20 protein-coding genes are annotated in these 24,980 nt (G+C 72.9%); 14 read left to right on the forward strand and 6 right to left on the reverse strand.

The features are described from left to right. Positions 1 to 3: 3 nt before the first annotated feature. The 4 genes from ACFYPA_RS32035 (at position 4) to ACFYPA_RS32050 (ending at position 5,454) form a co-directional block, all read left to right on the forward strand. Complete coding sequence (locus ACFYPA_RS32035) at positions 4 to 1,275, forward strand: MFS transporter (protein WP_389135861.1); 1,272 nt, start codon at positions 4 to 6, stop codon at positions 1,273 to 1,275. Positions 1,276 to 1,408: 133 nt separating this feature from the next. Then, positions 1,409 to 2,767, forward strand: a complete 1,359-nt coding sequence (locus tag ACFYPA_RS32040) for an ABC transporter ATP-binding protein (protein ID WP_359085533.1) — start codon at positions 1,409 to 1,411, stop codon at positions 2,765 to 2,767. Positions 2,768 to 2,935: 168 nt separating this feature from the next. Continuing rightward, a complete protein-coding gene (locus tag ACFYPA_RS32045) occupies positions 2,936 to 4,330 on the forward strand; it encodes an aldehyde dehydrogenase family protein (protein WP_389135864.1) in 1,395 nt (464 codons plus the stop codon). A 44-nt stretch (positions 4,331 to 4,374) separates the two neighbouring features. Further along, the gene (locus ACFYPA_RS32050; protein WP_359085531.1) at positions 4,375 to 5,454 is read left to right on the forward strand and encodes a Zn-dependent alcohol dehydrogenase; all 1,080 of its coding nucleotides are present in this window, start codon (positions 4,375 to 4,377) and stop codon (positions 5,452 to 5,454) included. Here the strand turns inward: ACFYPA_RS32050 and ppk2 are convergent. From ppk2 to ACFYPA_RS32065, 3 genes are all read right to left on the reverse strand, one after another. Next, complete coding sequence (gene ppk2 / locus ACFYPA_RS32055; RefSeq protein ID WP_359085530.1) at positions 5,451 to 6,380, reverse strand: polyphosphate kinase 2; 930 nt, start codon at positions 6,378 to 6,380, stop codon at positions 5,451 to 5,453. The two genes, ACFYPA_RS32050 and ppk2, sit on opposite strands and share 4 nt — an antisense overlap. Beyond that, the gene (locus ACFYPA_RS32060) at positions 6,346 to 7,326 is read right to left on the reverse strand and encodes a DMT family transporter (RefSeq protein ID WP_389135867.1); all 981 of its coding nucleotides are present in this window, start codon (positions 7,324 to 7,326) and stop codon (positions 6,346 to 6,348) included. Before ACFYPA_RS32060 ends, ppk2 begins: the two co-directional genes overlap by 35 nt. 63 nt (positions 7,327 to 7,389) lie before the next feature. Further along, positions 7,390 to 8,040 carry a TetR/AcrR family transcriptional regulator C-terminal domain-containing protein gene (locus tag ACFYPA_RS32065; protein ID WP_359315903.1) on the reverse strand — a complete coding sequence of 217 codons (651 nt, stop codon included), beginning with the start codon at positions 8,038 to 8,040 and terminating at the stop codon, positions 7,390 to 7,392. A 63-nt stretch (positions 8,041 to 8,103) separates the two neighbouring features. On the opposite strand from ACFYPA_RS32065, the gene ACFYPA_RS32070 reads away from it, so the two are divergent. From ACFYPA_RS32070 to ACFYPA_RS32080, 3 genes are all read left to right on the forward strand, one after another. Next, complete coding sequence (locus tag ACFYPA_RS32070; RefSeq protein ID WP_359315906.1) at positions 8,104 to 9,255, forward strand: acyl-CoA dehydrogenase family protein; 1,152 nt, start codon at positions 8,104 to 8,106, stop codon at positions 9,253 to 9,255. Positions 9,256 to 9,342: 87 nt separating this feature from the next. Beyond that, the gene (locus ACFYPA_RS32075; protein WP_389135870.1) at positions 9,343 to 9,633 is read left to right on the forward strand and encodes a YiaA/YiaB family inner membrane protein; all 291 of its coding nucleotides are present in this window, start codon (positions 9,343 to 9,345) and stop codon (positions 9,631 to 9,633) included. Positions 9,634 to 9,715: 82 nt separating this feature from the next. Continuing rightward, positions 9,716 to 10,339: a TetR/AcrR family transcriptional regulator gene (locus ACFYPA_RS32080; RefSeq protein ID WP_359085525.1), complete on the forward strand. Its 624-nt coding sequence runs from the start codon at positions 9,716 to 9,718 to the stop codon at positions 10,337 to 10,339. Positions 10,340 to 10,417: 78 nt separating this feature from the next. Here ACFYPA_RS32080 and ACFYPA_RS32085 read toward each other — a convergent pair whose 3' ends face one another. Further along, positions 10,418 to 10,879 carry a MaoC family dehydratase gene (locus ACFYPA_RS32085; RefSeq protein WP_359085999.1) on the reverse strand — a complete coding sequence of 154 codons (462 nt, stop codon included), beginning with the start codon at positions 10,877 to 10,879 and terminating at the stop codon, positions 10,418 to 10,420. Between the two features lie 120 nt (positions 10,880 to 10,999). Between ACFYPA_RS32085 and soxR the strand changes: the two genes are divergently transcribed. Beyond that, complete coding sequence (gene soxR, locus ACFYPA_RS32090; protein ID WP_359085998.1) at positions 11,000 to 11,470, forward strand: redox-sensitive transcriptional activator SoxR; 471 nt, start codon at positions 11,000 to 11,002, stop codon at positions 11,468 to 11,470. Between the two features lie 126 nt (positions 11,471 to 11,596). On the opposite strand, the gene ACFYPA_RS32095 is transcribed toward soxR, so the two are convergent. Next, a complete protein-coding gene (locus ACFYPA_RS32095; protein WP_359085997.1) occupies positions 11,597 to 12,208 on the reverse strand; it encodes a hypothetical protein in 612 nt (203 codons plus the stop codon). Positions 12,209 to 12,437: 229 nt separating this feature from the next. Here ACFYPA_RS32095 and ACFYPA_RS32100 point away from each other — a divergent pair, with 229 nt between their 5' ends. After that, positions 12,438 to 15,284, forward strand: a complete 2,847-nt coding sequence (locus tag ACFYPA_RS32100) for a penicillin acylase family protein (protein ID WP_389135873.1) — start codon at positions 12,438 to 12,440, stop codon at positions 15,282 to 15,284. A 77-nt stretch (positions 15,285 to 15,361) separates the two neighbouring features. Here the strand turns inward: ACFYPA_RS32100 and ACFYPA_RS32105 are convergent, their stop codons facing one another. Beyond that, a complete protein-coding gene (locus tag ACFYPA_RS32105) occupies positions 15,362 to 16,639 on the reverse strand; it encodes an exo-beta-N-acetylmuramidase NamZ domain-containing protein (protein WP_389135876.1) in 1,278 nt (425 codons plus the stop codon). 184 nt (positions 16,640 to 16,823) lie between these two features. Between ACFYPA_RS32105 and ACFYPA_RS32110 the strand changes: the two genes are divergently transcribed. The 5 genes from ACFYPA_RS32110 to ACFYPA_RS32130 all read left to right on the forward strand — a co-directional run bounded on the left by ACFYPA_RS32110 (position 16,824) and on the right by ACFYPA_RS32130 (position 24,966). Continuing rightward, entirely contained in the window at positions 16,824 to 17,588 is a 765-nt protein-coding gene (locus tag ACFYPA_RS32110; RefSeq protein ID WP_389135878.1) for an SDR family oxidoreductase, read from the forward strand. Continuing rightward, positions 17,585 to 19,243, forward strand: coding sequence for a class I adenylate-forming enzyme family protein (locus tag ACFYPA_RS32115; protein WP_389135880.1), 1,659 nt, complete (start codon positions 17,585 to 17,587; stop codon positions 19,241 to 19,243). The genes ACFYPA_RS32110 and ACFYPA_RS32115 overlap by 4 nt, the downstream gene beginning before the upstream one ends. Before the next feature lie 45 nt (positions 19,244 to 19,288). Further along, the gene (locus ACFYPA_RS32120) at positions 19,289 to 19,882 is read left to right on the forward strand and encodes a TetR/AcrR family transcriptional regulator (RefSeq protein ID WP_352123909.1); all 594 of its coding nucleotides are present in this window, start codon (positions 19,289 to 19,291) and stop codon (positions 19,880 to 19,882) included. Between the two features lie 224 nt (positions 19,883 to 20,106). Then, the gene (locus tag ACFYPA_RS32125; RefSeq protein ID WP_359085992.1) at positions 20,107 to 20,271 is read left to right on the forward strand and encodes a hypothetical protein; all 165 of its coding nucleotides are present in this window, start codon (positions 20,107 to 20,109) and stop codon (positions 20,269 to 20,271) included. Between the two features lie 96 nt (positions 20,272 to 20,367). Further along, entirely contained in the window at positions 20,368 to 24,966 is a 4,599-nt protein-coding gene (locus tag ACFYPA_RS32130) for a HEAT repeat domain-containing protein (RefSeq protein ID WP_389135883.1), read from the forward strand. Positions 24,967 to 24,980: the final 14 nt, after the last annotated feature.

Raw genomic sequence — 24,980 nt, forward strand, 5'->3', positions numbered from 1 at the left:
TCCATGACAGCTCCCATCCGGCCCGGCCGGAGCTGGCTGCTGCGCCTCGTCATCGCCTTCGCCTTCGCGCAGGGGGCGGTGTCGATGGCGCGGCCCGCCGTCTCCTACCGGGCCCTGGCGCTCGGTGCGGACGAGCGCGCGATCGGTGTGATCACCGGGGTGTACGCGCTCCTGCCGCTCTTCGCCGCCGTACCGCTGGGACGCCGTACGGACCACGGCAGATGCGCACCCCTGCTGCCCGTCGGCGTCGTCCTGATCGCCGGGGGCTGCGCGCTCAGCGGCCGGGCGGGTTCGCTGACCGCGATGGCCGCCTGGAGCGGAGTCATGGGGCTCGGCCACCTCAGCTTCGTGATCGGCGCCCAGTCGATCGTCGCCCGCCAGTCCGCCCCGGCCGAACAGGACCGCAACTTCGGCCACTTCACCATCGGCGCCTCCCTCGGCCAGCTCATCGGCCCGATCGCGGCCGGGTACCTGATCTCCGAGCGCGACGGCGCCATGGGCCGTACCAGCGCCCTCGCCCTGACCGTCGCGGCGGCCGTCGCCGCCGTCTCCCTCGCCTCCCTCCGGCGCATCGAGCACCGGAGGGCCCCCGCGCGCCGCGGTGAGGCGCCGGGCGCCAAGGTGCCCGTCGGCAGCATCCTGCGCACCCGGGGCGTCCCGGCCGGGATCTTCATCAGCCTCGCGGTGCTCTCCGCGACCGACATCCTCACCGCGTATCTGCCCGTCGTCGGCGAACACCGCGGCATCGCCCCCGCCACGGTCGGCATGCTGCTGAGCCTGCGTGCGGCCGCCACCATCGCCTGCCGGCTGGTGATGACCCCGATGCTCCGGCTGATGGGCCGGGCGGCCCTGCTGGCCTCGACCTGCCTGCTGGCCGGAGCGCTCTGCGCCGGTATCGCCCTCCCGGTCCCCCTGTGGGCGCTCGCCGCGATGCTCGCCGTCCTCGGCTTCTGCCTCGGGGCCGGTCAGCCCCTGTCGATGACCACGGTGGTCCAGGCCGCCCCGGCGGCCGCACGCTCGACCGCACTCGCCCTGCGGCTGACCGGCAACCGGCTCGGCCAGGTGGCGACACCGGCGGCCGCGGGGCTCGTCGCCGGAGTGGCGGGCACCGCGGCCCCGTTCGTCATGCTCGGCGCGCTGCTCGTCGCGGCGGCGGGCCTGGGCGCCCGCGGCGATGGCGGCCGCGCCCGGCGCCGGGACCGGGCCCCTGATCCGGATCCGGCCGTTCCCGAGGACGGCCCGACGCGGGCCGGACTCAACCGGAATCCCGCCTGACACTTACGTCCCCGCACCCCCAGTACGGTGCAACCTTTGCGCGAGTCATTCCCTCACCCTCCGCAGTGGGTTAATTTCAGGCCACTGCTGCCGCTCCCCACCGCTCCACCTTCATCCTCCCGGGCGGAACCACATGACTCGCGCCATCACACTGAACAACGTAAGCAAGGCCTACGGACGCTCCGCGCGTGCCGTCGACCACCTCTCGCTCTCCATCGACCCGGGCGAGTTCGTCGTCCTGCTGGGCCCTTCGGGGTGCGGCAAGTCGACCGTGCTCCGCATGATCGCCGGCCTGGAGGACGTCACCGAGGGCGAGATCCTGCTCGACGGTGAAGAGGCCAACCACCTGACCCCCCGCGAACGCGGCATGGCCATGGTCTTCCAGAACTTCGCGCTCTACCCGACGATGACCAACCGGGCCAACATCGGCTTCCCGCTGAAGCTGGAGAACCCGCGCCAGGACCACAACGAGCGCATCGAGAACACGGCCCGGATGCTCGGCATCGAGAGCGTCCTGGACCGCTTCCCCGGCCAGCTCTCCGGCGGTGAGCGCCAGCGGGTCGCGATGGGCCGGGCGATTTCGCGCCAGCCCTCGGCCTTCCTCATGGACGAGCCGCTCTCCAACCTCGACGCGAAGCTCCGCAACCACCTGCGGGCCGAGATATCCCTGCTCACCAAGGAACTCGGCGTCACCACGGTCTACGTGACGCACGACCAGGCCGAGGCGATGTCCCTGGGCCACCGGGTCGCCGTCATGCGCGGGGGAGTGCTCCAGCAGGTCAGCCCGCCGCGAGAGGTGTACTCCCTGCCGGAGAACGTGTTCGTCGCCGCCTTCATCGGCACCCCGCGGATCAACCTGCTGCAGGCCGTCGTCCACGCGCCGCTGGAGGGGCGGATGTCGATCGACCTCGGCCGCCAGCGTCTCCCGCTGCCCGAACCCCTCAGCCCCGACCATCAGTTGCTGCGGATCCAGCAGGGCCGGCGCATCATCGTCGGGCTGCGCTCCGAGGCGGTCAGGATCGCCCCGCCCAGCCAGGCCCGCCCCGGCGAGGTCGCGCTCAGCGGCATCGTCGAGCACGTCGAGTACCAGGGGCACGAAGCGCTCGTGCACCTCAACACCGGCTCACAGCCCGCCGTGGTGCCGGACCTCGAATCGGCCCGCCCGGACCGGGGCGGCGTGCGCAGGCGCCGGGGCGGCCAGGGAGGGGCCCGCGTCCTGGAGCGCCTCAAGGAACGCGCCACCGGTCAGTCCGGCGCCCCCGTGGCCGTCCTCGACCATCCGGGGTCCGAGCCGCTCCCGGCCGGCGTGCACAGCCCCGACCGCCCCGCGGTCACCTCCAGCGACCTCGTCGTCCGCACCGGTCCCGACATGCGGCTGCGCACCGGCGGCCAGGTCCCGCTCCTGGTCGACCTCGCGCACCTGTACGTCTTCGACCACCAGGGCCGCCGGATCTGCCCCCTCCCCAGGGACGTCCCGGGCCTGGAGGTGTAGAGCGGCGGCACGGGCCCGTCCGCCGCCCGCCTCCCCGACGGCCTCACCGAGGCCATGGGCGGCGGACGGGCCCCGGCACGTGACGGACGTCTCTGGCGCCAGAAAACTAACGGCGCTAGTTTAGGGCGCGGACGACCTCGTCCGTCACCGCGTCCGGGAGGAACAGCCATGAAGGCCCATGACGGTATGTACATCGGCGGCGCGTGGCGGCCCGCCGCCGGAACGGACACCATCGCGGTGGTGAACCCCGCGGACGAACAGGTCATCGCCCACGTCCCGGCCGGCACGGCCGAGGACGTCGACGCCGCCGTACGCGCCGCCCGCGCGGCCTTCCCCGGCTGGGCCGCGACCCCGCCCGCCGAACGGGCCGCCCGGATCGGCGCGCTGCGCGACGTGCTGGCCGCCCGCAAGGACGAGATCGCCGAGACGGTCACCGCCGAACTGGGCTCGCCGCTGCCGCTGTCGCAGATGGTGCACGCGGGCGTGCCGGTGCTGGTCGCCGGTTCGTACGCCGAGCTGACCGCCGCGTATGCCTTCGAGGAACGCCACGGCAACTCCACCGTCTTCCTGGAGCCCGTGGGCGTGGTCGGCGCGATCACCCCGTGGAACTACCCGCTGCACCAGATCGTCGCCAAGGTGGCCCCCGCGCTCGCCGCCGGCTGCACCGTCGTCCTCAAGCCCGCCGAGGACACTCCGCTCACCGCGCAGCTCTTCGCCGAGGCCATCGGGGAAGCCGGGCTGCCCGCCGGTGTCTTCAACCTGGTCACCGGCCTGGGCCCGGTCGCCGGACAGGCACTCGCCGAGCACGAGGACGTCGACCTGGTCTCCTTCACCGGCTCCACCGCTGTCGGCCGGCGGATCGGCGCCACGGCGGGCGGCGCCGTGAAGCGCGTCGCGCTGGAGCTCGGCGGCAAGTCCGCCAACGTCATCCTGCCCTCGGCCGATCTGGCCAGGGCGGTCAACGTCGGCATCGCCAACGTGATGTCCAACTCCGGCCAGACGTGCAGCGCCTGGACCCGGATGCTGGTGGACGCCGGACGGTACGAGGAGGCCGTCGCCCTCGCCGCCGCGGCCGTCGCCAAGTACGTACCCGGCGAGCGGGTCGGTCCGCTCGTCAACGCGAAGCAGCAGGCCCGGGTGCGCGGTTACATCGAGAAGGGCATCGAGGAGGGCGCCCGCGTCGTGGCCGGCGGCCCCGAAGCCCCGCTCGCCACCGGTTACTACGTCAGCCCCACCGTGTTCGCCGACGTCACCCCCGAGATGGCCATCGCCCGGGAGGAGATCTTCGGCCCGGTCGTCTCGATCCTGAAGTACGAGGACGAGGCGGACGCGCTGCGCATCGCCAACGGCACCGTGTACGGGCTCGCGGGCGCCGTCTGGGCCGCCGACGACGCGGAGGCCGTCGCCTTCGCCCGCCGGATGGACACCGGCCAGGTCGACATCAACGGCGGCCGCTTCAACCCGCTCGCCCCCTTCGGCGGTTACAAGCAGTCCGGCGTCGGCCGCGAACTCGGTGCGCACGGTCTCGCCGAGTACCTCCAGACCAAGTCCCTCCAGTTCTGAACCGCTCTGCTCTTCCGCACCCCCGATCAGCAAGGAGCCAGTCCGTGGTCCGCGCCGCCGTACTGTCCGCCGTCGGAGCTCCGCTGGAGATCACCGACATCGCCCTGCCCGAGCCCGGCCCCGGCCAGGTCCGCGTCCGTCTCGCCGCCGCCGGCGTCTGCCACTCCGACCTCTCGCTGTCCAACGGCACCATGCGGCTGCCCGTCCCCGCGGTCCTCGGCCACGAGGGCGCGGGCACCGTCGTCTCGGTGGGCGAGGGCGTCGGGCACCTCGCCCCGGGGGACGACGTCGTCCTCAACTGGGCGCCCTCCTGCGGCAGCTGCCACCACTGCGGCATCGGCGAGGTCTGGCTGTGCGTCAACGCCCTGGCCGGGGCGGCGAACATCCACGCCCACACCGCCGACGGCACCGAACTGCACCCCGGCCTGAACGTCGCCGCCTTCGCGCAGGAGACGGTGGTCGCCGCGAACTGCGTCCTGCCCGCCCCGGACGGCATCCCGCTCACCGACGCGGCCCTGCTCGGCTGCGCCGTACTGACGGGGTACGGGGCGATCCACCACAGCGCCCAGGTCCGCGCCGGCGAGTCCGTCGTGGTGTTCGGTATCGGCGGCGTCGGTCTCGCCGTGCTCCAGGCCGCCCGGATCGCGGGCGCGTCCAAGATCATCGCGGTGGATGTCTCCCCGGAGAAGGAGGACCTCGCCCGCCGGGCAGGTGCCACGGACTACGTGATCGCCTCCGCCACCACGCCCCGCGAGATCCGGGGGCTCACCGGAGGACAGGGCGCGGACGTGGCCGTCGAGTGCGTCGGCCGGGCCGCCACCATCCGCAGCGCCTGGGAGTCCACCCGCCGAGGCGGCCGCACCACGGTCGTCGGCATCGGCGGCAAGGACCAGCAGGTGACGTTCAACGCCCTGGAGATCTTCCACTGGGGCAGGTCCCTCACCGGTTGTGTGTACGGCAACAGCGACCCTGCCCGCGATCTTCCGGTGCTGGCCGACCACATCCGGGAGGGCCGCTTCGACCTCTCGATGATGGTCACCGAACGGATCGCGCTGGACGGCATTCCGGCGGCTTTCGACAACATGATCGCCGGCAAGGGCGGCCGGGCCCTGGTGGTCTTCTAGTCATTCTCCTGCCCGGCCTCCGACCGGCCGGTGGTGAGTATGCGGGCCTCCGTCTCGCCCTGCTCGAAGAGCCGGGAGGCCGGGCCCACGACCAGCGGGTCCGGCTCCCCGGCCACCGTCGCGTCCTTGTCCGGGTAGTCGAAGCGGTGCAGGACGTGCCGGATCGCCTCCAGCCGGGCCCGCTTCTTGTCGTTGCTCTTCACCACGGTCCAGGGAGCGTCCGCCGTGTCCGTGTGGAAGAGCATCAGCTCCTTGGCCTCGGTGTACGCGTCCCACTTGTCGAGAGACGCGAGGTCGACCGGGCTCAGCTTCCACTGCCGTACCGGATCGGTCTGCCGGCTCATGAACCGGTTGCGCTGCTCGTCGCGCGAGACGGAGAACCAGAACTTCACCAGGTGGATGCCGTCACGGGCGAGCATCCGCTCGAACCCGGGTGTCTGGTGCATGAATTCGAGGTACTCGGGCGTCGAGCAGAAGTTCATCACCCGCTCCACACCGGCCCGGTTGTACCAGGACCGGTCGAACATCACGATCTCCCCGGCGGCCGGCAGATGCGCCACGTACCGCTGGAAGTACCACTGGGAACGCTCGCGTTCGGTGGGCTTCTCCAGCGCCACCACCCGCGCACCACGGGGGTTGAGGTGCTCGGTGAACCGCTTGATGGTGCCGCCCTTGCCGGCGGCGTCCCGCCCCTCGAAGAGGATGACCAGCCGTTCGTCGTGCTCCTTGATCCAGTGCTGGAGCTTGAGCAGCTCTATCTGCAGGGCACGCTTGGACGTGTCGTACGCCTTGCGGCCCAGCTTTTTGGCGTACGGATAGTCCTCGCGCCAGGCGTCACGGGCCCGTCCCCGGGGTGTCACGGGGGCCGGATCGCCGGCCCCCTTAGCCTTTCTACGGCCGGTCCGCTGCTTGGCGCTTCGCGTCATGAGGGGGTCCTTCCACCGGAGGGGCCGGATGATTGAGCGTCGCACCAGTCTGCGGACGCATCCGGGACACCGCCACTCCGGCCAGACAGAGCAGCCCGCCGGCGACGGTGAGCAGCGCGGGCACCTCGTCCAGCAGGAGCCACGACATCAGCACCACGAGTGCGGGCACCGCGTAGGTGGTGGCGCCCATCCGCCCCGCCGTGGTGCGGGCGAGCGCGTAGGCCCAGGTGGTGAAGGCCAGCGCGGTCGGGAAGATGCCCAGGTAGACCATGTTCAGGGTGGCCGACACCGGGGCGTCGGCCGCGTCCGAGATCAGCGCACCGGCGAACGGCAGACACGCCACGGTGCCGACCAGGCAGCCGAAGGTGGTGATCTGGAGCGCCGAGCCGTGCCGGAGCGCCGGCTTCTGGCCCACGACTCCGCCCGCGTACGCCACCGCCGCCAGCAGGCAGAGCAGCACACCCAGTACCGAGGAACTTCCGTGGCCCGACATGGAGAGCCCGACCACCGCGGCGCCCGCGAAGGACACGCCCATGCCCAGCAGCAGCCGGCGCGGCAGTCCCTCACCGAGCAGCCGGGCGCCGAGCAGGGCGATCAGCAGGGGCCCGATGTTCACGACCATCGCGGCCGTGCCCGCGTCCACCTGCTGCTCACCCCAGTTGAGCACCACCATGTAGAGGCCGAACCACAGCAGCCCGGACCAGAGGATCCCCGGCCAGGCCGCCCGCGACGGCAGACCCTCCCGGCGTACGAGCAGGAGGGTGCCGAGCGCCAGGGAGCCGGCCAGCAGCCGCCCGAGGGCCAGCGCGCCGGGGGAGTACGCCTCGCCCGCGCTGCGGATGGAGACGAAGGCGGAGGCCCACAGCACCACGGTGGTGCAGGCGGCGGCCGTGGCCCGCCGGTCGGGGGAGCGCGGGGGTGCGGCGGAGGGAGGGGACGTCGTCATGAGCCCGACCGTAGGCCCAGGACGGTCCGGTGCCCACCGAATTGTCGTGGGCCGCGCAGCGCGCTACCGCACGCCCTGCGCGGGAGGGGCGTACTGGAGGGCGAGTCCGTCGATCAGTGCCCGCAGGCCCGTCTCGAAGGCCCCCTCGTCGACCTGCTGGCGGCGCTCCGCCAGCAGGTGCGCCTGACCCAGGTGCGGATAGTCGGCCGGGTCGTATGCCGTCTCGTCGTCGACGAAGCCCCGGGCGAACGAGCCGAGGGCCGAGCCGGTGATGAAGTAGCGCATCAGCGCGCCGATGTAGGTGGCCTGGGCGGGCGGCCAGCCCGCGCGGACCATGGCGCCGAAGACCGCGTCGGCGACCCGCAGCCCGGCCGGGCGCCGGCCGGGGCCCTGGGCGAGCACCGGGACGATGTGCGGATGCGCGGCGAGCGCCGCACGGTAGGAGACGGCCCAGTCGTGCAGCGCGGCCCGCCAGTCACGTGCGTCGGACTCGTCGAACATCGACAGATCGACCTGTGCGGAGACGGCGTCGGCGACCGCGTCCAGGATCTCGTCCTTGTTGCGGAAGTGGTTGTAGAGCGACGGCCCGCTGACTCCGAGCTCGGCCGCCAGGCGGCGGGTCGAGACGGCGTCGAGCCCCTCGGCGTCCACGAGGGCGCTCGCCGTCTCGACGATGCGGTCTCTGCTGAGGAGGGGCTTGCGCGGGCGGGCCATGCGGCACATAGTAGGCCCTGCACCCCTAAAACTAGCAGTGCTAATTAAAGTGAGGGTCGAAGGATGAACCTGGAGCTCAGCGAGGAGCAGGAAGCCGTCCAGCGGCTCGCCAAGGACTTCGTGGCCCGTGACGTCACGCCGCACGCCGCCGCCTGGGACCGGGCCGAGAACGTCGACAAGTCGATCGTGAAGAAGCTGGGCGCCCTCGGCTTCCTCGGTCTGACGGTCCCCGAGGAGTACGGCGGCTCGGGCGGCGACCACCTCGCGTACTGCCTGGTGACCGAGGAGCTCGGCCGCGGGGATTCGTCGGTACGCGGCATCGTCTCGGTCTCGCTCGGTCTGGTCGCCAAGACCATCGCCGCGTGGGGCGACGAGGACCAGAAGCGGCAGTGGCTGCCGCGGCTGACGTCCGGCGACGCGCTCGGCTGCTTCGGCCTCACCGAGCCCGGCACGGGATCGGACGCCGGGAACCTGACGACGAGGGCGGTCCGGGACGGCGGGGACTACGTCATCAACGGCAGCAAGATGTTCATCACCAACGGCACCTGGGCCGATGTGGTGCTCCTCTTCGCGCGCACCAACGACACCCCCGGTCACCGGGGCGTGTCCGCCTTCCTGGTGCCCACCGACACCCCCGGACTCACCCGGCGCACCATCCACGGCAAGCTCGGTCTGCGCGGCCAGGCCACCGCCGAACTGGTCCTGGAGGACGTCCGCGTCCCCGCCGCCGCCCTCATGGGCCCGGAGGGCAAGGGCTTCTCCCTCGCCATGTCCGCGCTGGCGAAGGGGCGGATGTCCGTCGCGGCCGGCTGCGTCGGCATCGCTCAGGCCGCCCTGGACGCGGCGGTGGGGTACGCGGGGGAGCGCGAGCAGTTCGGCAAGTCCATAGCGAGCTACCAGCTCGTCCAGGAGCTCATCAGCGACATCTCCGTGGACGTGGAGGCGGCCCGCCTGCTCACCTGGCGGGTGGCCGATCTGATCGACCGGGGGCAGGACTTCGCGACCGCCGCCTCCCGGGCGAAGCTCTTCGCCTCCGAGGCCGCCGTCCGTGCCGCGAACAACGCCGTCCAGGTCTTCGGCGGCTACGGCTACATCGACGAGTACCCGGTCGGCAAGCTGCTTCGCGATGCCCGGGTGATGACGCTCTACGAGGGCACCAGCCAGATCCAGAAGCTGATCATCGGCCGCGCCCTGACGGGGGTCTCCGCCTTCTGAACCCCGCGTGCCCGAACGGCTGTCTGAGTACCCGCCTGAGTACGCGTACGGATGTGGTGTGCGCCACACCATCCGATGCTGGGTGGCATGAGTGAGACGACCACGGTCAAGCAGCAGAACACCGCCGCCTTCTACGGCCAGGCCGTCGCGTCCTTCGGGGTCGCGATCGGGGCGGTGGCCCTCGGGATCTACTCCCTCGACGCCGACGCCTGGGTGCGGGGCTTCCTCGCCATCGGCGTCCTCTATCTCGTCACGTCCGCCTTCACCCTGGCCAAGGTGATCCGGGACCGGCAGGAGGCCGGTCAGATCATCAGCCGGGTCGACCAGGCCCGGCTGGAGAAGATCCTCGCCGAGCACGATCCCTTCCAGAAGCTCTGACGATCTCCCCATATGACCTCTAAGCGCTTGCTCAGGATCGGGGTATGGTGTTCGTCCTGCTGACTGAGAGGGGCGACCGACGATGAGCACGGCGGAGGAGACCGACGGCGAGAACACGCCGTGGGCCGAAGTGACGCCCGAGGCCGCCCGGCGGCTCCTCGTGGCGGCCGTCGACGCCTTCGCCGAGCGCGGGTACCACGCGACCACCACCCGGGACATCGCGGGCCGCGCCGGAATGAGCCCCGCGGCGCTCTACATCCACTTCAAGACGAAGGAAGAGCTGCTCCACCGGATCAGCAGGATCGGGCACGACCGGGCCCTGACCCTTCTGGAGTCGGCGGCCGACAGCGAGGGCACGGCCACGGAGCGGCTCGCGGGCGCCGTACGGGCCTTCGTCCGCTGGCACGCCGAGCGCCACACCACCGCACGCGTGGTCCAGTACGAGCTCGACGCGCTCGCCGAGGAGCACCGCACCGAGATCGTCGAGCTGCGCCGCAGGAGCGATGCGGCGGTGCGGCGGATCATCGGCGAGGGGGTGGCGGCGGGGGAGTTCGACGTCGCCGACGTGCCCGGCACCGCGCTCGCCGTGCTCTCGCTCTGCATCGACGTGGCGCGCTGGTTCAACGCGCAGGGCAGCCGCACGCCGGACGAGGTGGGCGAGCTGTACGCCGGGCTCGTGCTGCGGATGGTCGCGGCCCAGCGCTGACGCCGCCCGCGGCCGGGACCTTTGCGCGCGGGCGCCGGCCCGGTCCCCGCGGGGACCGGGCCGACGCCCGCGTACGGCTCAGAAGTAGTAGCGCGACACCGACTCCGCGACGCACGCCGGCTTTTCGCCGCCCTCGCGCTCGACGGTGACGACGGCGGTGACCTGGAAGCCGCCGCCCGCCTCCTCGACGCTCTTCAGGACGGCCGTCGCCCGCAGCCGGGAGCCCACGGGTACGGGGGCGGGGAAGCGGACCTTGTTGGTCCCGTAGTTGATGCCCATCTTGATGTTCTCGACCTGCATGACCTGCGGTACGAGCGCCGGCAGCAGCGAGAGCGTGAGGTAGCCGTGCGCGATCGTCGTGCCGAACGGACCGGCGGCGGCGCGCTCGGCGTCCACGTGGATCCACTGGTGGTCGCCGGTGGCGTCGGCGAAGAGGTCGATCCTCTTCTGGTCGACCTCCAGCCAGTCGCTGTGCCCCAGCTGCTCGCCCACGCCGTCGCGCAGCTCCTGCGCGGACGTGAAGATCCTCGGCTCTGCCATGTCCCTGGTCCCTGCCTTCCCACTCTCGACCGTATGTCTAAGCGCTTGCTCAGCATGGTTGGAGGGTGCGTTCCTGTCAACGACGGACCGCCGGGGAATGGGCCACGTAGGGTTCGATGAGTGCCCCAGATCCCACAGACACTCCACGAACTCACGGTCGGCCAGCTCTCCGCGCGCAGCGGCGCCGCGGTCTCGGCCCTGCACTTCTACGAGGCCAAGGGCCTGATCAGCAGCAGCCGTACGAGCGGCAACCAGCGCCGCTACACCAGGGACGCGCTGCGCCGGGTCGCCTTCGTCCGGGCGGCGCAACGGGTCGGCATCCCGCTGGCGACCATCCGCGACGCCCTGACCGAGCTCCCGGAGGAGCGCACCCCGAACCGGGACGACTGGGCCCGGCTCTCCGAGGCCTGGCGCTCGGAGCTGGACGAGCGGATCCGGCAGCTGGCCAGACTGCGCGACCACCTCACGGACTGCATCGGCTGCGGCTGCCTGTCGTTGGAGACCTGTGTCCTCTCCAACCCGGACGACATCTCCGGGGAGCGGATCAGCGGCTCGCGTCTGATGCCGGAGGGCAGGGCCGCGGGCAGGTGATGAGGCCTCGGCCGGTGTGCCTCCGGCCGGTGTGGCCCCGCCCGGCGGCTCCGGGTGCCGGGCGGGCGGCTCCGTGCCTCAGGTGATTGCCGCCAGGCGGTCGCGCCGGGCGGGTCGCTCCGTGCCTCAGGCGATCGCCGCCAGGCTGCCGCGCCGGGTCCGTTGTGCCTTCGCCAGCGCGTCCGCCGTGAGCACGGGCTGCGGCACCACGATCCCGCAGCCCGTGCAGACGGGGCCGGACCACGGTTCGCTGTCCAGGTCCTGCCGCCACACGATGCGGGCCTGCGCGCACACCGGGCAGCCGGTGCCGGGCTCCGACTCCAGTGCCGAGATCAGCCGGACCAGGACCTCCGCGAGCGGGGCCGCCGGGTGGAGCCCCGGGTCCTCGCACCGCGCGACCCCGTTGCCGCCCCAGGTGCACCGGTGCCAGTCGTCGAACGCGGCCGGCCGGCGCAGCCCCTCGTGCTTCTCCCGCCTGCGGCGCTCGGCGAAACCCGCCTCGTAACCGAGCCAGACCGCCCGTGCGGTCTCCAGCTCCTCCAGCGCGCGCACCAGCCGCGCCGGATCGGGTGCCCGGTCCTCGGGGCCCATCCCGTGCCGGGCGCACAGATGGTCCCAGGTCGCCCGGTGACCGTAAGGTGCGAAGCGTTCCAGGCATTTGCGCAGCGAATACCGCCGCAGTGCCAGGTCGCTCCGCGGATCGCGGACCTGTCTCGCAAGACTCCGGAAACCGGCCATGGCGCCGCCACCTCCGTCGCTCGTACTCCGTTGCCCGTACTTCGGCGTCAGTGAGTGGACGTACGCCTGCCCGGATCGGCTCCCTTCAAAGGTCGGTTCGTCCACCAGGTGAGATGACGGCTCGTCAGGCCGAGTATGTGGCGATTCGGAAAAGGTGACCGATGTTCACCTTACCGACGGGTCATACCGTCGGTAACCTCCGGCGCACCGGCCTCTCCGAGGAGCACGCATGCCCCCACGCACCCGCATGTCCGTACCCACCGGCAGGACGCGCGCCGCCACCGTCGCCGCCGTCCTCGCCCTCGGCTCGTCCCTGCTGGCCTCCGCACCCCATGCGGGCGCGGCGGAGGCGGACCCCGTCCCCGTCGTCGACTACTGCCAGGGGCAGTGCGACGACATCCTGCCGCCCGGCGAGAACGGCAACGCCACCCTCGTCGAGATCCTCGGCAACAAGGCGTTCGGCACCCATCCCGCACACAGCGACGACCAGCTCGACCGCTACGACGGGCTGGTGGCAGGACACACCGGCCTCACCGACCAGAAGCTGAACGACTTCTTCAACGACGCCTCCTTCGGCGTCGCGAAGGACCAGGTCGAGTCCGTCACCGCGCCGCGCGACGACGTCACCATCACCCGCGACAAGGTGTCGGGCGTCCCGCACATCAAGGGCACCACCCGCTACGGGACCGAGTTCGGCGCCGGCTTCGCGGCGGGCCAGGACCGGCTGTGGCTGATGGACCTCTTCCGCCACATCGGACGCGGCGAGCTGACCTCGTTCGCCGGCGGCGCCCTGGCCAACCAGGGCCTGGAGCAGCAGTTCTGGCCGCAGGCCCCGTACACCGAGGCCGACCTGGAGGCCCAGGTCACCTCCATCAGGACCCATGAGGGCGCCCGCGGCGAACAGGCGATGGCGGACGCCCAGGCCTACGTGGACGGCATCAACTCCTACCGGGAGAAGTCGAAGAAGGGCCGCTACTTCCCCGGTGAGTACGTCCTCACCGGCAAGATCGACGCGATCACCAACATAGGTGAGATCCAGCCGTTCAAGCTCACCGACCTGATCTCGATCGCCTCGGTCGTCGGCGGCCAGTTCGGCGGCGGTGGCGGCGGCGAGGTGCAGGCGGCGCTCTCCCTGCTGTCGGCCCAGCAGAAGTACGGCGTCGCCGAAGGCACGAAGGTCTGGGAGTCCTTCCGTCAGCGCAATGACCCCGAGGCCGTGCTGACCATCCACGACGGCACCTCGTTCCCGTACGCGAACAAGCCCGAAAAGGCCGTGGGGACCGCGCTCCCCGATCCGGGCTCCGTCACCACCGAGCCGCTGATCCACGACCGCACCGGCTCCGCCGGCACGAACGCGAAGGCGCCCGTCAAGGCCCCTGCCACGCTCAAGAAGGCCCAGGGCATCTACGACGACGGCGTCATCCCCGAGGGCTCGCTCCCGGGCTCCGGCTCCGGCGCCCAGAAGCGCGGCATGTCCAACGCCCTGCTGGTCTCCGGCGAGCACACCGCGAGCGGAAACCCGGTCGCCGTCTTCGGCCCGCAGACCGGTTACTTCGCCCCGCAGCTGATGATGCTCCAGGAACTCCAGGGCCCCGGCATCAGCGCCCGCGGCGTCTCCTTCGCCGGTGTCGGCATGTACATCCAGATGGGCCGCGGCCAGGACTACGCCTGGAGCGCCACCTCGGCCGGCCAGGACATCACCGACACGTACGCCGTCGACCTGTGCGAGCCCGACGGCTCCACGCCCACCAAGGCCTCCACGCACTACCTCTACCGCGGCGCCTGCACCGCCATGGAGAAGCTGGAGCGCACCAACTCCTGGAAGCCGACCGTCGCCGACTCCACGGCCAAGGGCTCCTACCGGATGCAGGTCTGGCGCACCGGCTACGGCATCGTCACCCACCGCGCCACGGTGGGCGCCAAGCCCGTCGCGTACACGAGCCTGCGCACCACCTACCGGCACGAGGCCGACTCGATCATCGGCTTCCAGATGCTCAACGACCCGTCGTACGTCACCGACGCCGCCTCCTTCCAGCGGGCGGCGAGCAACATCGACTACGCCTTCAACTGGTTCTACGCCGACTCCCGCACCGCCGCCTACTACAACAGCGGCATGAACCCGGTCCGGGCCGCCGGCGTCGATCCGGCCCTGCCCATCAAGGCCGAGAAGGCGTACGAGTGGCAGGGCTACGACCCGGCGGGCAACACCGCCGCCTACACCCCCTTCGCGGAGCACCCGCGCTCCAGCGGGCAGGACTACTACGTCTCCTGGAACAACAAGCAGGCGAAGGGGTACGCCTCCGCGGGCTTCGGGCTCAGCGCGGTCCACCGGGCCGACCTGCTCGACGACCGGGTGTCGAAGCTGGTCGAGGAGGGCGGCGTGACCCGCGCCTCCCTCACCCGGGCGATGGCGGACGCCGCGCTCACCGATCTGCGCGGCGAGCAGCTGCTTCCCGAGCTGCTGAAGGTGATCCACTCCCAGCCGGTCACCGACCCCGAGCTGAACGCGGTGGTCCAGCAGCTGGACTCCTGGCGGGCGTCGGGCGCCCAGCGCAAGGAGAGCAGCCCGGGCTCGCACGCGTACAACCACGCCGACGCGGTACGTGTCATGGACGCGTGGTGGCCCAGGCTGATCGAGGCGGAGTTCAAGCCGGGGCTCGGTGACGACCTGTACGGGGCGCTGACCGCGAACCTCGCCACCGACGAGTCCCCGGCGGCCAGCCACGGGCCGAGTGGCGCGCACAGTGGTTCCGCGTTCCAGTACGGCTGGTGGGGCTTCGCCGACAAGGACCTGCGCCAGGTCCTGGGACAGCCCGTCAAGGGGCCGCTCGCCAAGTCCTACTGCGGCAACGGCGATCTGAGCAGCTGCCGCACGGCGCTGCTCACCTCGCTCGAGCAGGCGGCAGCCGTGCCGGCGGCCGAGGTGTACCCGGCCGACGACACCTGCGCGGCGGGTGACCAGTGGTGCACCGACTCGATCATCCACCGGGCGCTGGGCGGCATCGCGCAGAAGGCGATCCACTGGCAGAACCGCCCGACGTACCAGCAGGTGGTGGAGTTCCCGGCGCACCGCTGAGTCCAAGTCCGTCCGGCGACCGGGGACATGACCGGTCGCCGGGCGGGCCCGCATCCGACGGGCCCGCCCGGCACAGCTCACCGGTACTGCAGATAACGCTTCCGCACCGCCCGGAACGCGGCGAGGTCCGCCGCCCACGCCCCCACGACCTCATCCGTGTCCGCGCCCGCGTCGATCATCGTGCGGACCCGGGTGTTGCCGGTGAGCTTGTCGATCCAGTTGTCCGGCCGCCAGGCGAACCCGCTCCACGACTGCTTCGCCGTCACGAGGAGCGCGATCCCGGTGCGCACCGGGTCGAAGACCTGGCGGTCCAGCACGTGCACCTGGACCCCGCCCACGGTCCTGCCCTGGAACTTGGAGAACGTGGGCGCGAAGTACGCCTCGCGGAACGCCACTCCGGGCAGCTCCAGCGCGTTGGCAGCCGCCGCCCAGGTGTGGTCGACCCCCTCGGCCCCCAGCAGTTCGAACGGGCGCGTGGTGCCGCGCCCCTCGGAGAGGTTGGTGCCCTCGAACAGGCAGGTGCCCGAGTAGACGAGCGCGGTGTCGGGCGTCGGCATGTTGGGGCTCGGCGGCACCCACGGCAGCCCGGTGTCGTCGAAGAAGTCCGACCGCGACCACCCCGACATCTTCACGATCTCCAGCTCGGCCGGACGCTCTGCGAGGAACTCCGAGTTGAACAGCAGCGCCAGCTCGGTGACCGTCATGCCGTGCGCCTGGGAGATCTCCCGACGCCCCACGAAGGTGCCGAACGCGGGGTCGAGCACGGGCCCGAGAGCCGCCCGCCCCGTCACCGGGTTCGGCCGGTCCAGCACGACGAACTTCTTCCCCGCGAGGGCGGCCGCCTCCAGGCAGTCGTACAGCGTCCAGATGTACGTGTAGAAGCGGGCGCCCGCGTCCTGGATGTCGAAGACGATCGTGTCCACGCCCGACGCGGTGAAGACGTCGGCGAGCGCCTGCCCGCTCTTCAGGTACGTGTCGTAGACCGGCAGCCCGGTCGCCGGGTCGTCGTAGCGCCCCTCCGAGCCGCCCGCCTGCGCGGTGCCGCGGAAGCCGTGCTCGGGGCCGAAGACGGCGATCAGGTTCACGCGCTCGTCCGGGTGCATCACATCGACGATGTGCCGGACGTCGGACGTGATCCCGGTGGGATTCGTGACGATGCCGACGCGCTGCCCCTTCAGGGCCGCGTAGCCGTCCGCCGCCAGCCGGTCGAAGCCGGTGCGGACCCGGCCGTGTCCACCGCCGTGCCCCTTGCCGTGCTGGGGGACGGCGGCCGCGGGCCCGGCCGAAGCGGCAGTCGCCGCGAGCGCTCCGACCGCACCGCCGGCGGCCAGCAATCCACGCCTGGACAGGCTCATTCAGCTACCTCCATGATCGCGACGTCTGTCATGGTCACGCACGCTAGCGCGCGTGACGGCCGCAGGGAACGAGCCGGACGGGACGGCTGTGCGTCGAGTGGCGGATGACTCGCCCCCACCCCTTCCCCGACGACATACCGACTGGTTAGTCTGCTGGAGCAATCGGCTGAGAGAGGCGGGACCGATGAGTACGGTGCAGGGCGCGGGCGTAGTGGTCACGGGAGCCGGAGGCGGCATCGGAGCCGCACTGGCCCGCAGATTCGCCGCCGAGGGCGCACGGGTCGTGGTCAACGACCTCGACGAGAGCCGGATCAAGGCACTGGCCGAGGAGATCGGCGGCATCGCCGTCGCCGGTGACGCCTCACAGATGGTCGGGGCCGCCCGGGACGCGCTGGACGGCACCGTGGACGTCTACTGCGCCAACGCAGGCCTCGCCTCGCCCGGTGACGTCTTCGCCGACGAGGAGGTCTGGGCCGCCGCCTGGGACGTCAACGTGATGGCCCACGTCCGCGCGGCCAGGGCGCTGCTCCCGGACTGGCTGGAGCGCGGCAGCGGCACGTTCGTCTCCACGGCCTCCGCCGCGGGACTGCTGACGATGATCGGCGCGGCGCCGTACAGCGTCACCAAGCACGGCGTGGTCGCCTTCGCCGAGTGGCTCTCCCTCACCTACCGCCACCGCGGCGTCAAGGTCCACGCGATCTGCCCGCAGGGCGTGCGTACGGACATGCTCACCGCCGCCGGATCGGCCGGGAAGCTCGTCCTCACCCCCGGCGCGATCGAGCCCGAGGACGTGGCCGACGCCCTCTTCGACGCCATGGCCGAGGACCGCTTCCTGGTCCTGCCCCACCCCGAGGTCGCCCAGTACTACGGGGCCCGGGCCGAGAACACCGATCGCTGGCTCCGCGGTATGAACCGCCTTCAGCGCACCTGGGAGGAGACCGGCGCATGAGCGACTCGATCTACGCGGCCAAGCCCTGGCTCCACCTCCTCAGCGAGGCCCAGCGGGCGCCCGTCAGCCCCGCCGAGACCCTGGTGCACGCTTTCCGGGAGTCCGCGTCCCGGGCCCCCGCCCATCCGGCGCTCGCCTACTTCGACGGACGCCTCACCTACCGCGAGACGGACGAGCTCTCCGACTCCGTGGCGGGGCACCTGGCGGCCCGGGGCCTGGAGCGCGGCGAGCGGGTGGCGATCATGCTGCAGAACTCCCCGCAGTTCGTGCTCGCGCTGCTCGGCGCGTGGAAGGCCGGGGCGACGGTCGTCCCGCTCAACCCGATGTACAAGTCCGCCGAGGTCGGCCACGTACTGAAGGACGCCGACGTCACGGCGCTGATCTGCTCCGACCGGGCCTGGGAGGCGTATCTGCGGGACACCGCGGCCGGTGCCCCGTCCGTCCGGATCGCCGTCACCACTTGCGAGCTGGACCTCCAGACGAAGAACGACGAGCGGGTGCTGAACTTCGAGCGGCTGCCCGCCGCCGGTGACGCCGACGATCTGGTGGCCGTCGCCCGCAAGGGCCTCGCGGCCCCCGCCGGCCGGGAGCTCGGCGCCGACGACGTGGCGCTGATCAGCTACACCTCCGGGACCAGCGGCACCCCCAAGGGCGCCATGAACTCCCACGGCAACATCATGGTCAACGCCGAACGCCAGCGCACCGGCCACCCCATCGCCGAGGGCTCGGCCTACTTCGCCCTCGCCCCGCTCTTCCACATCACCGGCATGGTCTGCCAACTGGCCGCCTGTCTCGCCAACGCGGGCACCCTGGTCCTGGCGTACCGCTTCCACCCCGGCGTCGTCCTCGACGCCTTCACCGAGCACCGCCCGGCCTACACCGTCGGCCCGTCGACCGCCTTCATGGCGCTCGCCGCGACCCCCGGCGTCACGCCCGAGCACTTCGCCTCCTTCGAGGTGATCTCCTCCGGCGGCGCACCGCTGCCTCCCGCGCTCGTCGAGAAGTTCCGGGCGGGCTTCGGCCCGTACATACGCAACGGCTACGGCCTCACCGAGTGCACCGCGCCGTGCGCCTCCGTGCCGCCCGAGCGCGAGGCACCCGTCGACCCGGTCTCCGGCACCCTCTCGGTCGGCGTGCCCGGCCCGGACACCGTCGTACGGATCATCGACGAGAACGGGGCGGACGTGCCCTTCGGCGAGCAGGGCGAGATCGCGGTGCGCGGCCCGCAGGTCGTCTCCGGCTACTGGCGGCTGCCCGACGCCACCGCCGCCGCGTTCCCGGACGGCGAGCTGCGCACCGGGGACATCGGCTTCATGGACCGCGAGGGCTGGCTCTACGTCGTCGACCGCAAGAAGGACATGATCAACGCCTCCGGCTTCAAGGTCTGGCCCCGCGAGGTGGAAGATGTCCTGTACACCCACCCCGCCGTGCGCGAGGCCGCCGTCGTCGGCGTCCCCGACCCCTACCGCGGCGAGACGGTCCGCGCCTACGTCAGTCTGCGGCCCGGCGCCGCGGTCGAACCCGGCGAATTGGGTGCGTACTGCAAGGAACGGCTCGCCGCGTACAAGTATCCGCGCGAAGTCGAGATCCTGACGGAACTTCCCAAGACCGCAAGTGGGAAGATCCTCAGGCGGGAACTGCGTTCACCCCGCTAGGACCGGTCACCGGTCCACGCGACTCACGGAAGGAAGGTGGCGGCAATGGCCAAGGCGACGGACGGGAGCGGTACCCCCGTCCCCCAGAGGCTGCTGGCCGCCGCCACCCGGCTCTTCGCCGAGCAGGGGTACGACCGCACCTCGGTCCAGGAGATCGTCGAGGCGGCCGGGGTCACCAAGGGCGCGCTCTACCACTACTTCGGCTCCAAGGAGGACCTCCTCCAGGAGGTCTACGCCCGGGTGCTGCGGCTCCAGCAGGAGCGGCTCGACGCCTTCGCGGACGCCGACGCGCCCGTCGAGCAGCGGCTGCGCGAAGCCGCTGCCGACGTCGTCGTCACCACCATCGAGAACCTCGACGACGCCTCGATCTTCTTCCGCTCCATGCACCACCTGAGCCCCGAGAAGAACAAGCAGGTACGCGTGGAGCGCCGCCGCTACCACGAGCGCTTCCGCGCACTCGTGGAGGAGGGGCAGCGCAGCGGGGTCTTCTCCACCGCCACCCCGGCGGACCTGATCGTCGACTACCACTTCGGCTCGGTCCACCACCTGTCGACCTGGTACCGGCCGGACGGCCCGCTGACCCAGCAGCAGGTCGCCGACCACCTCGCCGACCTGCTGCTGCGCGCGCTGCGGCCGTAGGGAGCGTCTGCCCTTCTGCCTCAGGAGGCGCTGCCGGCCGGCCCGGCAGCGCCTCCGCCGAGCCGCGCGGCCGGTGCGCCCGGCCCACGAGCAGCACGGTCCGCCCCGGTTCCGGCCGGCGGACACTCACGCACGGCAGCCCGGCGTCCGCGCCGGTCGGCAGCGATCCCAGCCGGCGAACCCATCTGTTGGGCCGACGCAGGGGGTGGGGCGAAGCTGGATACATGGCGCACATCCAGGTTTCGACGCGTGTCCCCGCCCTGTGGAACGTGGCCTACGGGCGGCACCGGCCGAGGGCCGTCCGGATCCTCGCCCGCGGCCTGCTGCGGGTGCGGGCCTTCGTCCGCGAGCTGGCGCTGGCCGACCACGTACCGTACGGCGGCTACTGAGGCGGTCGCGGGGGAGGCTCGGCACACGTGGGCGGGGCCGCGGGAGAGCCCGAAAGGCGTTGGTGGGGCTGCGGTGGGCACGGTTAGCATCCGACGATGCGGACGCCGGTCGACGAAGAGATCCGAGCCCTGGGCCGACTGTTCGGGCACGAGGACCCCGGGCAGCGTCATGCGGCGCTGGTCCGCCTGGCCGAGCGCGTCACCGGGTGCCCGCCGCCCGACGACGGCGAGGTGGACGCTCTCGCCGACCTGCTGCCCACGTCACTCACCGGACTGCCTGAGGCCGACCTGCTCCTGGCAGAGCTCTACGAGCGGCTCGGCCACCACCTGGTCGGCCGACCCCGGCCGCCGTGGCGCACGGCCGGGTACCTGCCCGCCCGGGTACGGATCGCCTGGCTGCGCGCCGATGTGCTCCACGATCCCGAGGTGCTCCGTGACGAGGCTCCGGGCGAGCTCCTGTACCAGGCCGTGCGGGGTGTGGAGATCACCGGCGCGCCCCGGCCGGCGCTCCTGGTGGACGTGCTGGCGGGCAGCGGCGATCCGGTGCTTCAGGCCGAGGCGCTGCGGCTGGCCCGGGAGGGCCTGCACGCCGGACTCCTGGCCCCCGCCCTGGTCCGGGGGAGACTGGTCGCTCTGCTGGGAGCCGCAGCGGCCCCGGTCGTCGCGGGCGCGCTGGGCGGGCTGGCCGAACCGTGGGCGGCGGCGGACCCCTTGCCGCCCGGCCACTTCGCCCCCTTTCTCGTCCGCGGCCCCCTTCCCGGCCCGGCCGGGGACGCGGTGCGGGAGCGGCCCGCAGTGGCCGAGGCCGCCCTCGCGGCCGCCGCCCGCCACGGACACCGGGAAGTGCTGCGCCGGGTCGTGGCCGAACCCGGGCTCGCGCCGGGCCTTCGGCGCCGCGCGATGGAACGGCTCGGGGACCTGGCGGACCGCGACGACATCGGCGACCTGACGGCCCTCGCCGCCCGCGATCCCCTGCTGCTCGGCGGCCCGGCTGTGGCCTGCCTGCGCGGTCTCCACCGCCGCGGGCACTTCCCGGACGGTCCCTCCGCCCGCACCGTCGTCGAACTGGCCCTGTCCGATCACTCGATCCGGCCCGGCGACGTGGCGACGATCCTCTACACCTGCCGGACGGAGGTGCTCCGTCTCCTGACGGACGTACCGGCCGATGATCCGGGCTGGCCGCGGCGGCTCGCCCTGCTCGTCGCCCTGGCCGGGCAGGGGGCCGCGGACCTCCCGGTCGGGGAGGCCATCGCACGCGTGCTGCCCTCCGCTCCCGCACCCGTGCCCTTCCTCGCCGCGATCCGGGCACTGCGCCACGCGGACGCGGAGGACGCCGTGATCGCCCTGCTGCCCTCGGTGCCGGCCGCCGCCCTGGACACCCTGGAGGCGATCGGCGGCGAGCGGACGCTGCGGGCCCTGCGCGAAGGACTTGGCCTCACCGGCGGCCGGACGGCGCCCCACCTGCGCCCCGTACGCGACCGGGCCCTCGAACTGGTGTGGCAGCTGAACGTCGATCCGGAGCAGCGCCGCGCCCTGCTCGCCCGGCTCGACCCCCTCGACCTGCCGCCGCGCATCGCGGCCGGGCTCGGCGGACCCGACGCGCGCGAAATGGCCCTGCTGAGCTCCCACCTGGACCCGGACGCGCCGGTGCCGGCCCTGTGCCGGCTGGCGGCCCGCGGCGACGCCGCCACCCTCCCCGTCATCGCCGACCTGCTGCTGCGCGTCGTGACCGGGCAGGCCGCGGCGAGGAGCCCGGACTCCGCTCCCCGGACAGGGGAGCACGGACAGCCGGCCGGCGAGCCCGCGGTCCCGCAGGAGGTCCTGGACGCCTTGAGCGCCCTGGGCCGGCGACTCCACGGGCGGGGCGCGATCCGGCCCGTCTGCCTGCTCGACGCGGCGGACGCGCGCGAGGCCGGACACGCGCTGGTCGCGACCATGGCACTGGACCTGCTCGACCGCCCCGGACTGTCCGACGACGAGCAGGTGATCCTCGTCGACATGCTGGTCAGGGCCCCCTGGACGGGAACCCGTGCGCGGGCGCACCGCCTGCTGCGCCACCGCGACCGGCACGTCCGCAAGCACGTCATCGCCCTGCTCGCCCACGACGCCACCGGCGAGGATGCCCAGGCGCTCTCGGCGACCCTGATCGTGCTGACGAGAGCCCGGGACATCCAGACGGTCCGGCAGGCACTGCTCGCCCTGGGCCATGCCCGGGCCCACTGGGCGAGCGCCGCGATCTCCGCCTGCCTCGGCCATCCGAACATGAACATCAGGAGGACGGCGGCCGTGGCGCTGGTCCGGGCCGCCGCACCGGCGGCGCTCCCGGGGCTCCTCTCCCGGCTCGGGCAGGACAGCAATCCCGGTCTGCGCGCCGCCCTCGTCGCGGCTCTGCACGCCGTGCTCGGCGACGCCTACGCGGCCACCCTCGTCGCTGCCGCCGAACACAGCCGGGACGACGCCTCCCGCCGCCTGCTGCTGGAGGGCCTCGATGGCGTCCTCACCGCACGCGCGGTCCTCGCACTGGACGAACAGAAGTCAGCCGTGGCGCGTGACCTGCTCACCCTGGTGGCGGCCCGCCGGGTCGCCCTGGTCTCCGGCACCGGCCCGTTGCTGACCCCGGCGACGGCAGTCCGGTTGCTGGCCCCCGCGCTGGCCCGGCACGAGATCGCCGTACCGGTCGACGACGAGCCGCCGGCGACCGGTGCGGCGGACCGCGACATCGAGGCCCTGGTCTCCGGAGGCTGGGACCCCGGGCCCGCGCTGCGCCTGGCCGAGCGGGACGAGCCCCTGGGCCCCGCCTCGCAACGGCTGCGATCGATGGTGGGCGGCTGGCTGGTGCTGGCGGGCTCCCGGGCGCAGCCCCGGGACAAGGCGCTGCGGAACAAGGTGGTGCGGTTCGCGCTGAGGCTGTGCGCCGAGCCGTGGAGCGCCGGGGAGCTCACGGCGTTCTCCCGGTCCGCCCCGGTCCTGCTGGACGCGCTGGCCGACGCCCGGGACGGGGACCGGCACGATCTGCTCGCCGTGCTCGAAGCGGTCGCGCCGCTGCTGACGGCCACCGCGAGACCGGCCGCCGTCGCCGCGGTACGGGCCCTGGACCCCGCACCGTCGAGGCCGAACCGGTCGACGCTGACCCTGCTGCGCCGTCTCGGCGCTGTCCTGGTCCGCGCCGATCTGGACCGGGCCCTCGCGGGGGCCCGGCTCGGCGCCGACCCCTGGCGGGCCGAGGCCGCCGTGCTGCGGGGGGCCTTTGACGTACCGGAGCCCGGCGCCGCCGCGTCCGGGTCGGCCGGGACGCGGGCCTGGCGGTCCGCGCTGGCCGACGCCGTACGGGCGCCGGGTGCCCTGGCGGAGTTCCGCCGGAAGGACGACGGCGCGGTCCCCTCGCGTGAGCGGCTCGCCGCGCTGGTCGAGGCCCACCGAGGCGCCGGTCCCGGGGCCGGCGCCGCCCTCGTCGACTGGATGACGTGGCTGCAGCCCGTGGACGCGCCGCCCTGGACCCTCGCGGAGACCGCCCGCGTGCCGGAGCCTCCTGCGCGCCGGGTACGGGCCGACGACCTCGACCAGCCGCGTTCGGCGGCCCTGCGGGAGCGGCTGCTCACCATGCTGGGGTCGGCCGACGCGGAGAGCCGGCGGACCGCGGCCGAGGCGCTGGCGCGGTGGCCCGAGCCGGAGGTCCGCCTGGCCGTGCTCCGCGCGTACCTGCGCGGCCACGTCGACCTGCCCACCGGCGCCGACTTCACCCGTGCGCTGGGCACCCTCGGCGAGACGGAACTCCGCCAGGAGGGGATCGTGCGCGAAAGGGTGGCACGCGCGGCCGGCGGGCTCGGCCCGGGCGAGGCGGCACCGCTGGTCCCGCTGCTGCTGGAGTGGTGGGAACATGCACCGCCCGTCGTGGCCCGCGCCGCCGGGGACGCCTTGCGCGCGTACCCCGCCGACGCGCTGGCCGAAACGCTGGGAGAGCGGCTCGACGCCGGAGCATGGGGCTTCCTCGACCTGCTCGCCGCCCGCCCGCTGCTGCGTACCCCGGCCCTGACGAAGACCTGCCGGCGCCTGCGCAGGGAAGGGCGCGCCGAACTCGCCGACCGACTCCACCTCGTGCAGGGGCCGTTGCGGGGACCGGACGCCGGACAGCAGGACGCGGCGGCGGTGGCCGCCCTCCGCGACCGCGGTGCGGCCCCTGACGCCGCGAGGGGGCGCGGCCCCACCCGGCAGGACCTGCTGGACCTGGCCGCGACGGGCACCCCGGAGCAGATCTGCCGGGCGCTCACGGAACTGGCCCAGACGGACCCCGGCCCCGCACCCGACCAGGACCGGCGACTCCTCGACCTGCTGGGCCGGTTGCTCACGCATCCCCGCCCCCGCGTCCGACTGCGCGCCCACCGGACCTCACGGGCGATGCTCGGCCGGACGGCGCATCTGCGCCACACCGAACTCCTCCTGGACGATCCCCGTCCGGACGTGGTGCGCATGGCGGTCCGCACGCTCTGCCGGGCGGGCTGGGAGCCGGCGGTCCCAGCGGTGGCGGCCCTGCTCGGGCACCCGCACGCCGTCGTGCGCGAGGCGGCCGCCGAAGGGCTCGTGGAAATGGGCGGGGCGGCGGTCCCCGCACTCCGTCACGCCACGGCCCGGGCCCGGCCCGACCGTCGCTCCCTGTACACGGCGGTTCTGGACCGGATCGGGGACGGCGCACCCTGACGTGATGCGCCGCC

Source organism: Streptomyces sp. NPDC005775 (assembly GCF_042871565.1).
In the GTDB taxonomy this organism is placed as follows: domain Bacteria; phylum Actinomycetota; class Actinomycetes; order Streptomycetales; family Streptomycetaceae; genus Streptomyces.

What these genes read in the sequence shown, in the direction of transcription:
- ACFYPA_RS32105 (WP_389135876.1), bottom strand. Translation starts at nt 16,639, where the DNA reads ATGAGCCTGTCCAGGCGTGGATTGCTGGCCGCCGGCGGTGCGGTCGGA.
- ACFYPA_RS32110 (WP_389135878.1), top strand. Translation starts at nt 16,824, where the DNA reads ATGAGTACGGTGCAGGGCGCGGGCGTAGTGGTCACGGGAGCCGGAGGC.
- ACFYPA_RS32035 (WP_389135861.1), top strand. Translation starts at nt 4, where the DNA reads ATGACAGCTCCCATCCGGCCCGGCCGGAGCTGGCTGCTGCGCCTCGTC.
- ppk2 (WP_359085530.1), bottom strand. Translation starts at nt 6,380, where the DNA reads ATGACGCGAAGCGCCAAGCAGCGGACCGGCCGTAGAAAGGCTAAGGGG.
- ACFYPA_RS32120 (WP_352123909.1), top strand. Translation starts at nt 19,289, where the DNA reads ATGGCCAAGGCGACGGACGGGAGCGGTACCCCCGTCCCCCAGAGGCTG.
- ACFYPA_RS32115 (WP_389135880.1), top strand. Translation starts at nt 17,585, where the DNA reads ATGAGCGACTCGATCTACGCGGCCAAGCCCTGGCTCCACCTCCTCAGC.
- ACFYPA_RS32080 (WP_359085525.1), top strand. Translation starts at nt 9,716, where the DNA reads ATGAGCACGGCGGAGGAGACCGACGGCGAGAACACGCCGTGGGCCGAA.
- ACFYPA_RS32065 (WP_359315903.1), bottom strand. Translation starts at nt 8,040, where the DNA reads ATGGCCCGCCCGCGCAAGCCCCTCCTCAGCAGAGACCGCATCGTCGAG.
- ACFYPA_RS32045 (WP_389135864.1), top strand. Translation starts at nt 2,936, where the DNA reads ATGAAGGCCCATGACGGTATGTACATCGGCGGCGCGTGGCGGCCCGCC.
- ACFYPA_RS32100 (WP_389135873.1), top strand. Translation starts at nt 12,438, where the DNA reads ATGCCCCCACGCACCCGCATGTCCGTACCCACCGGCAGGACGCGCGCC.
- ACFYPA_RS32085 (WP_359085999.1), bottom strand. Translation starts at nt 10,879, where the DNA reads ATGGCAGAGCCGAGGATCTTCACGTCCGCGCAGGAGCTGCGCGACGGC.
- ACFYPA_RS32060 (WP_389135867.1), bottom strand. Translation starts at nt 7,326, where the DNA reads ATGACGACGTCCCCTCCCTCCGCCGCACCCCCGCGCTCCCCCGACCGG.
- ACFYPA_RS32125 (WP_359085992.1), top strand. Translation starts at nt 20,107, where the DNA reads ATGGCGCACATCCAGGTTTCGACGCGTGTCCCCGCCCTGTGGAACGTG.
- ACFYPA_RS32075 (WP_389135870.1), top strand. Translation starts at nt 9,343, where the DNA reads ATGAGTGAGACGACCACGGTCAAGCAGCAGAACACCGCCGCCTTCTAC.
- ACFYPA_RS32070 (WP_359315906.1), top strand. Translation starts at nt 8,104, where the DNA reads ATGAACCTGGAGCTCAGCGAGGAGCAGGAAGCCGTCCAGCGGCTCGCC.
- ACFYPA_RS32130 (WP_389135883.1), top strand. Translation starts at nt 20,368, where the DNA reads ATGCGGACGCCGGTCGACGAAGAGATCCGAGCCCTGGGCCGACTGTTC.
- ACFYPA_RS32040 (WP_359085533.1), top strand. Translation starts at nt 1,409, where the DNA reads ATGACTCGCGCCATCACACTGAACAACGTAAGCAAGGCCTACGGACGC.
- ACFYPA_RS32095 (WP_359085997.1), bottom strand. Translation starts at nt 12,208, where the DNA reads ATGGCCGGTTTCCGGAGTCTTGCGAGACAGGTCCGCGATCCGCGGAGC.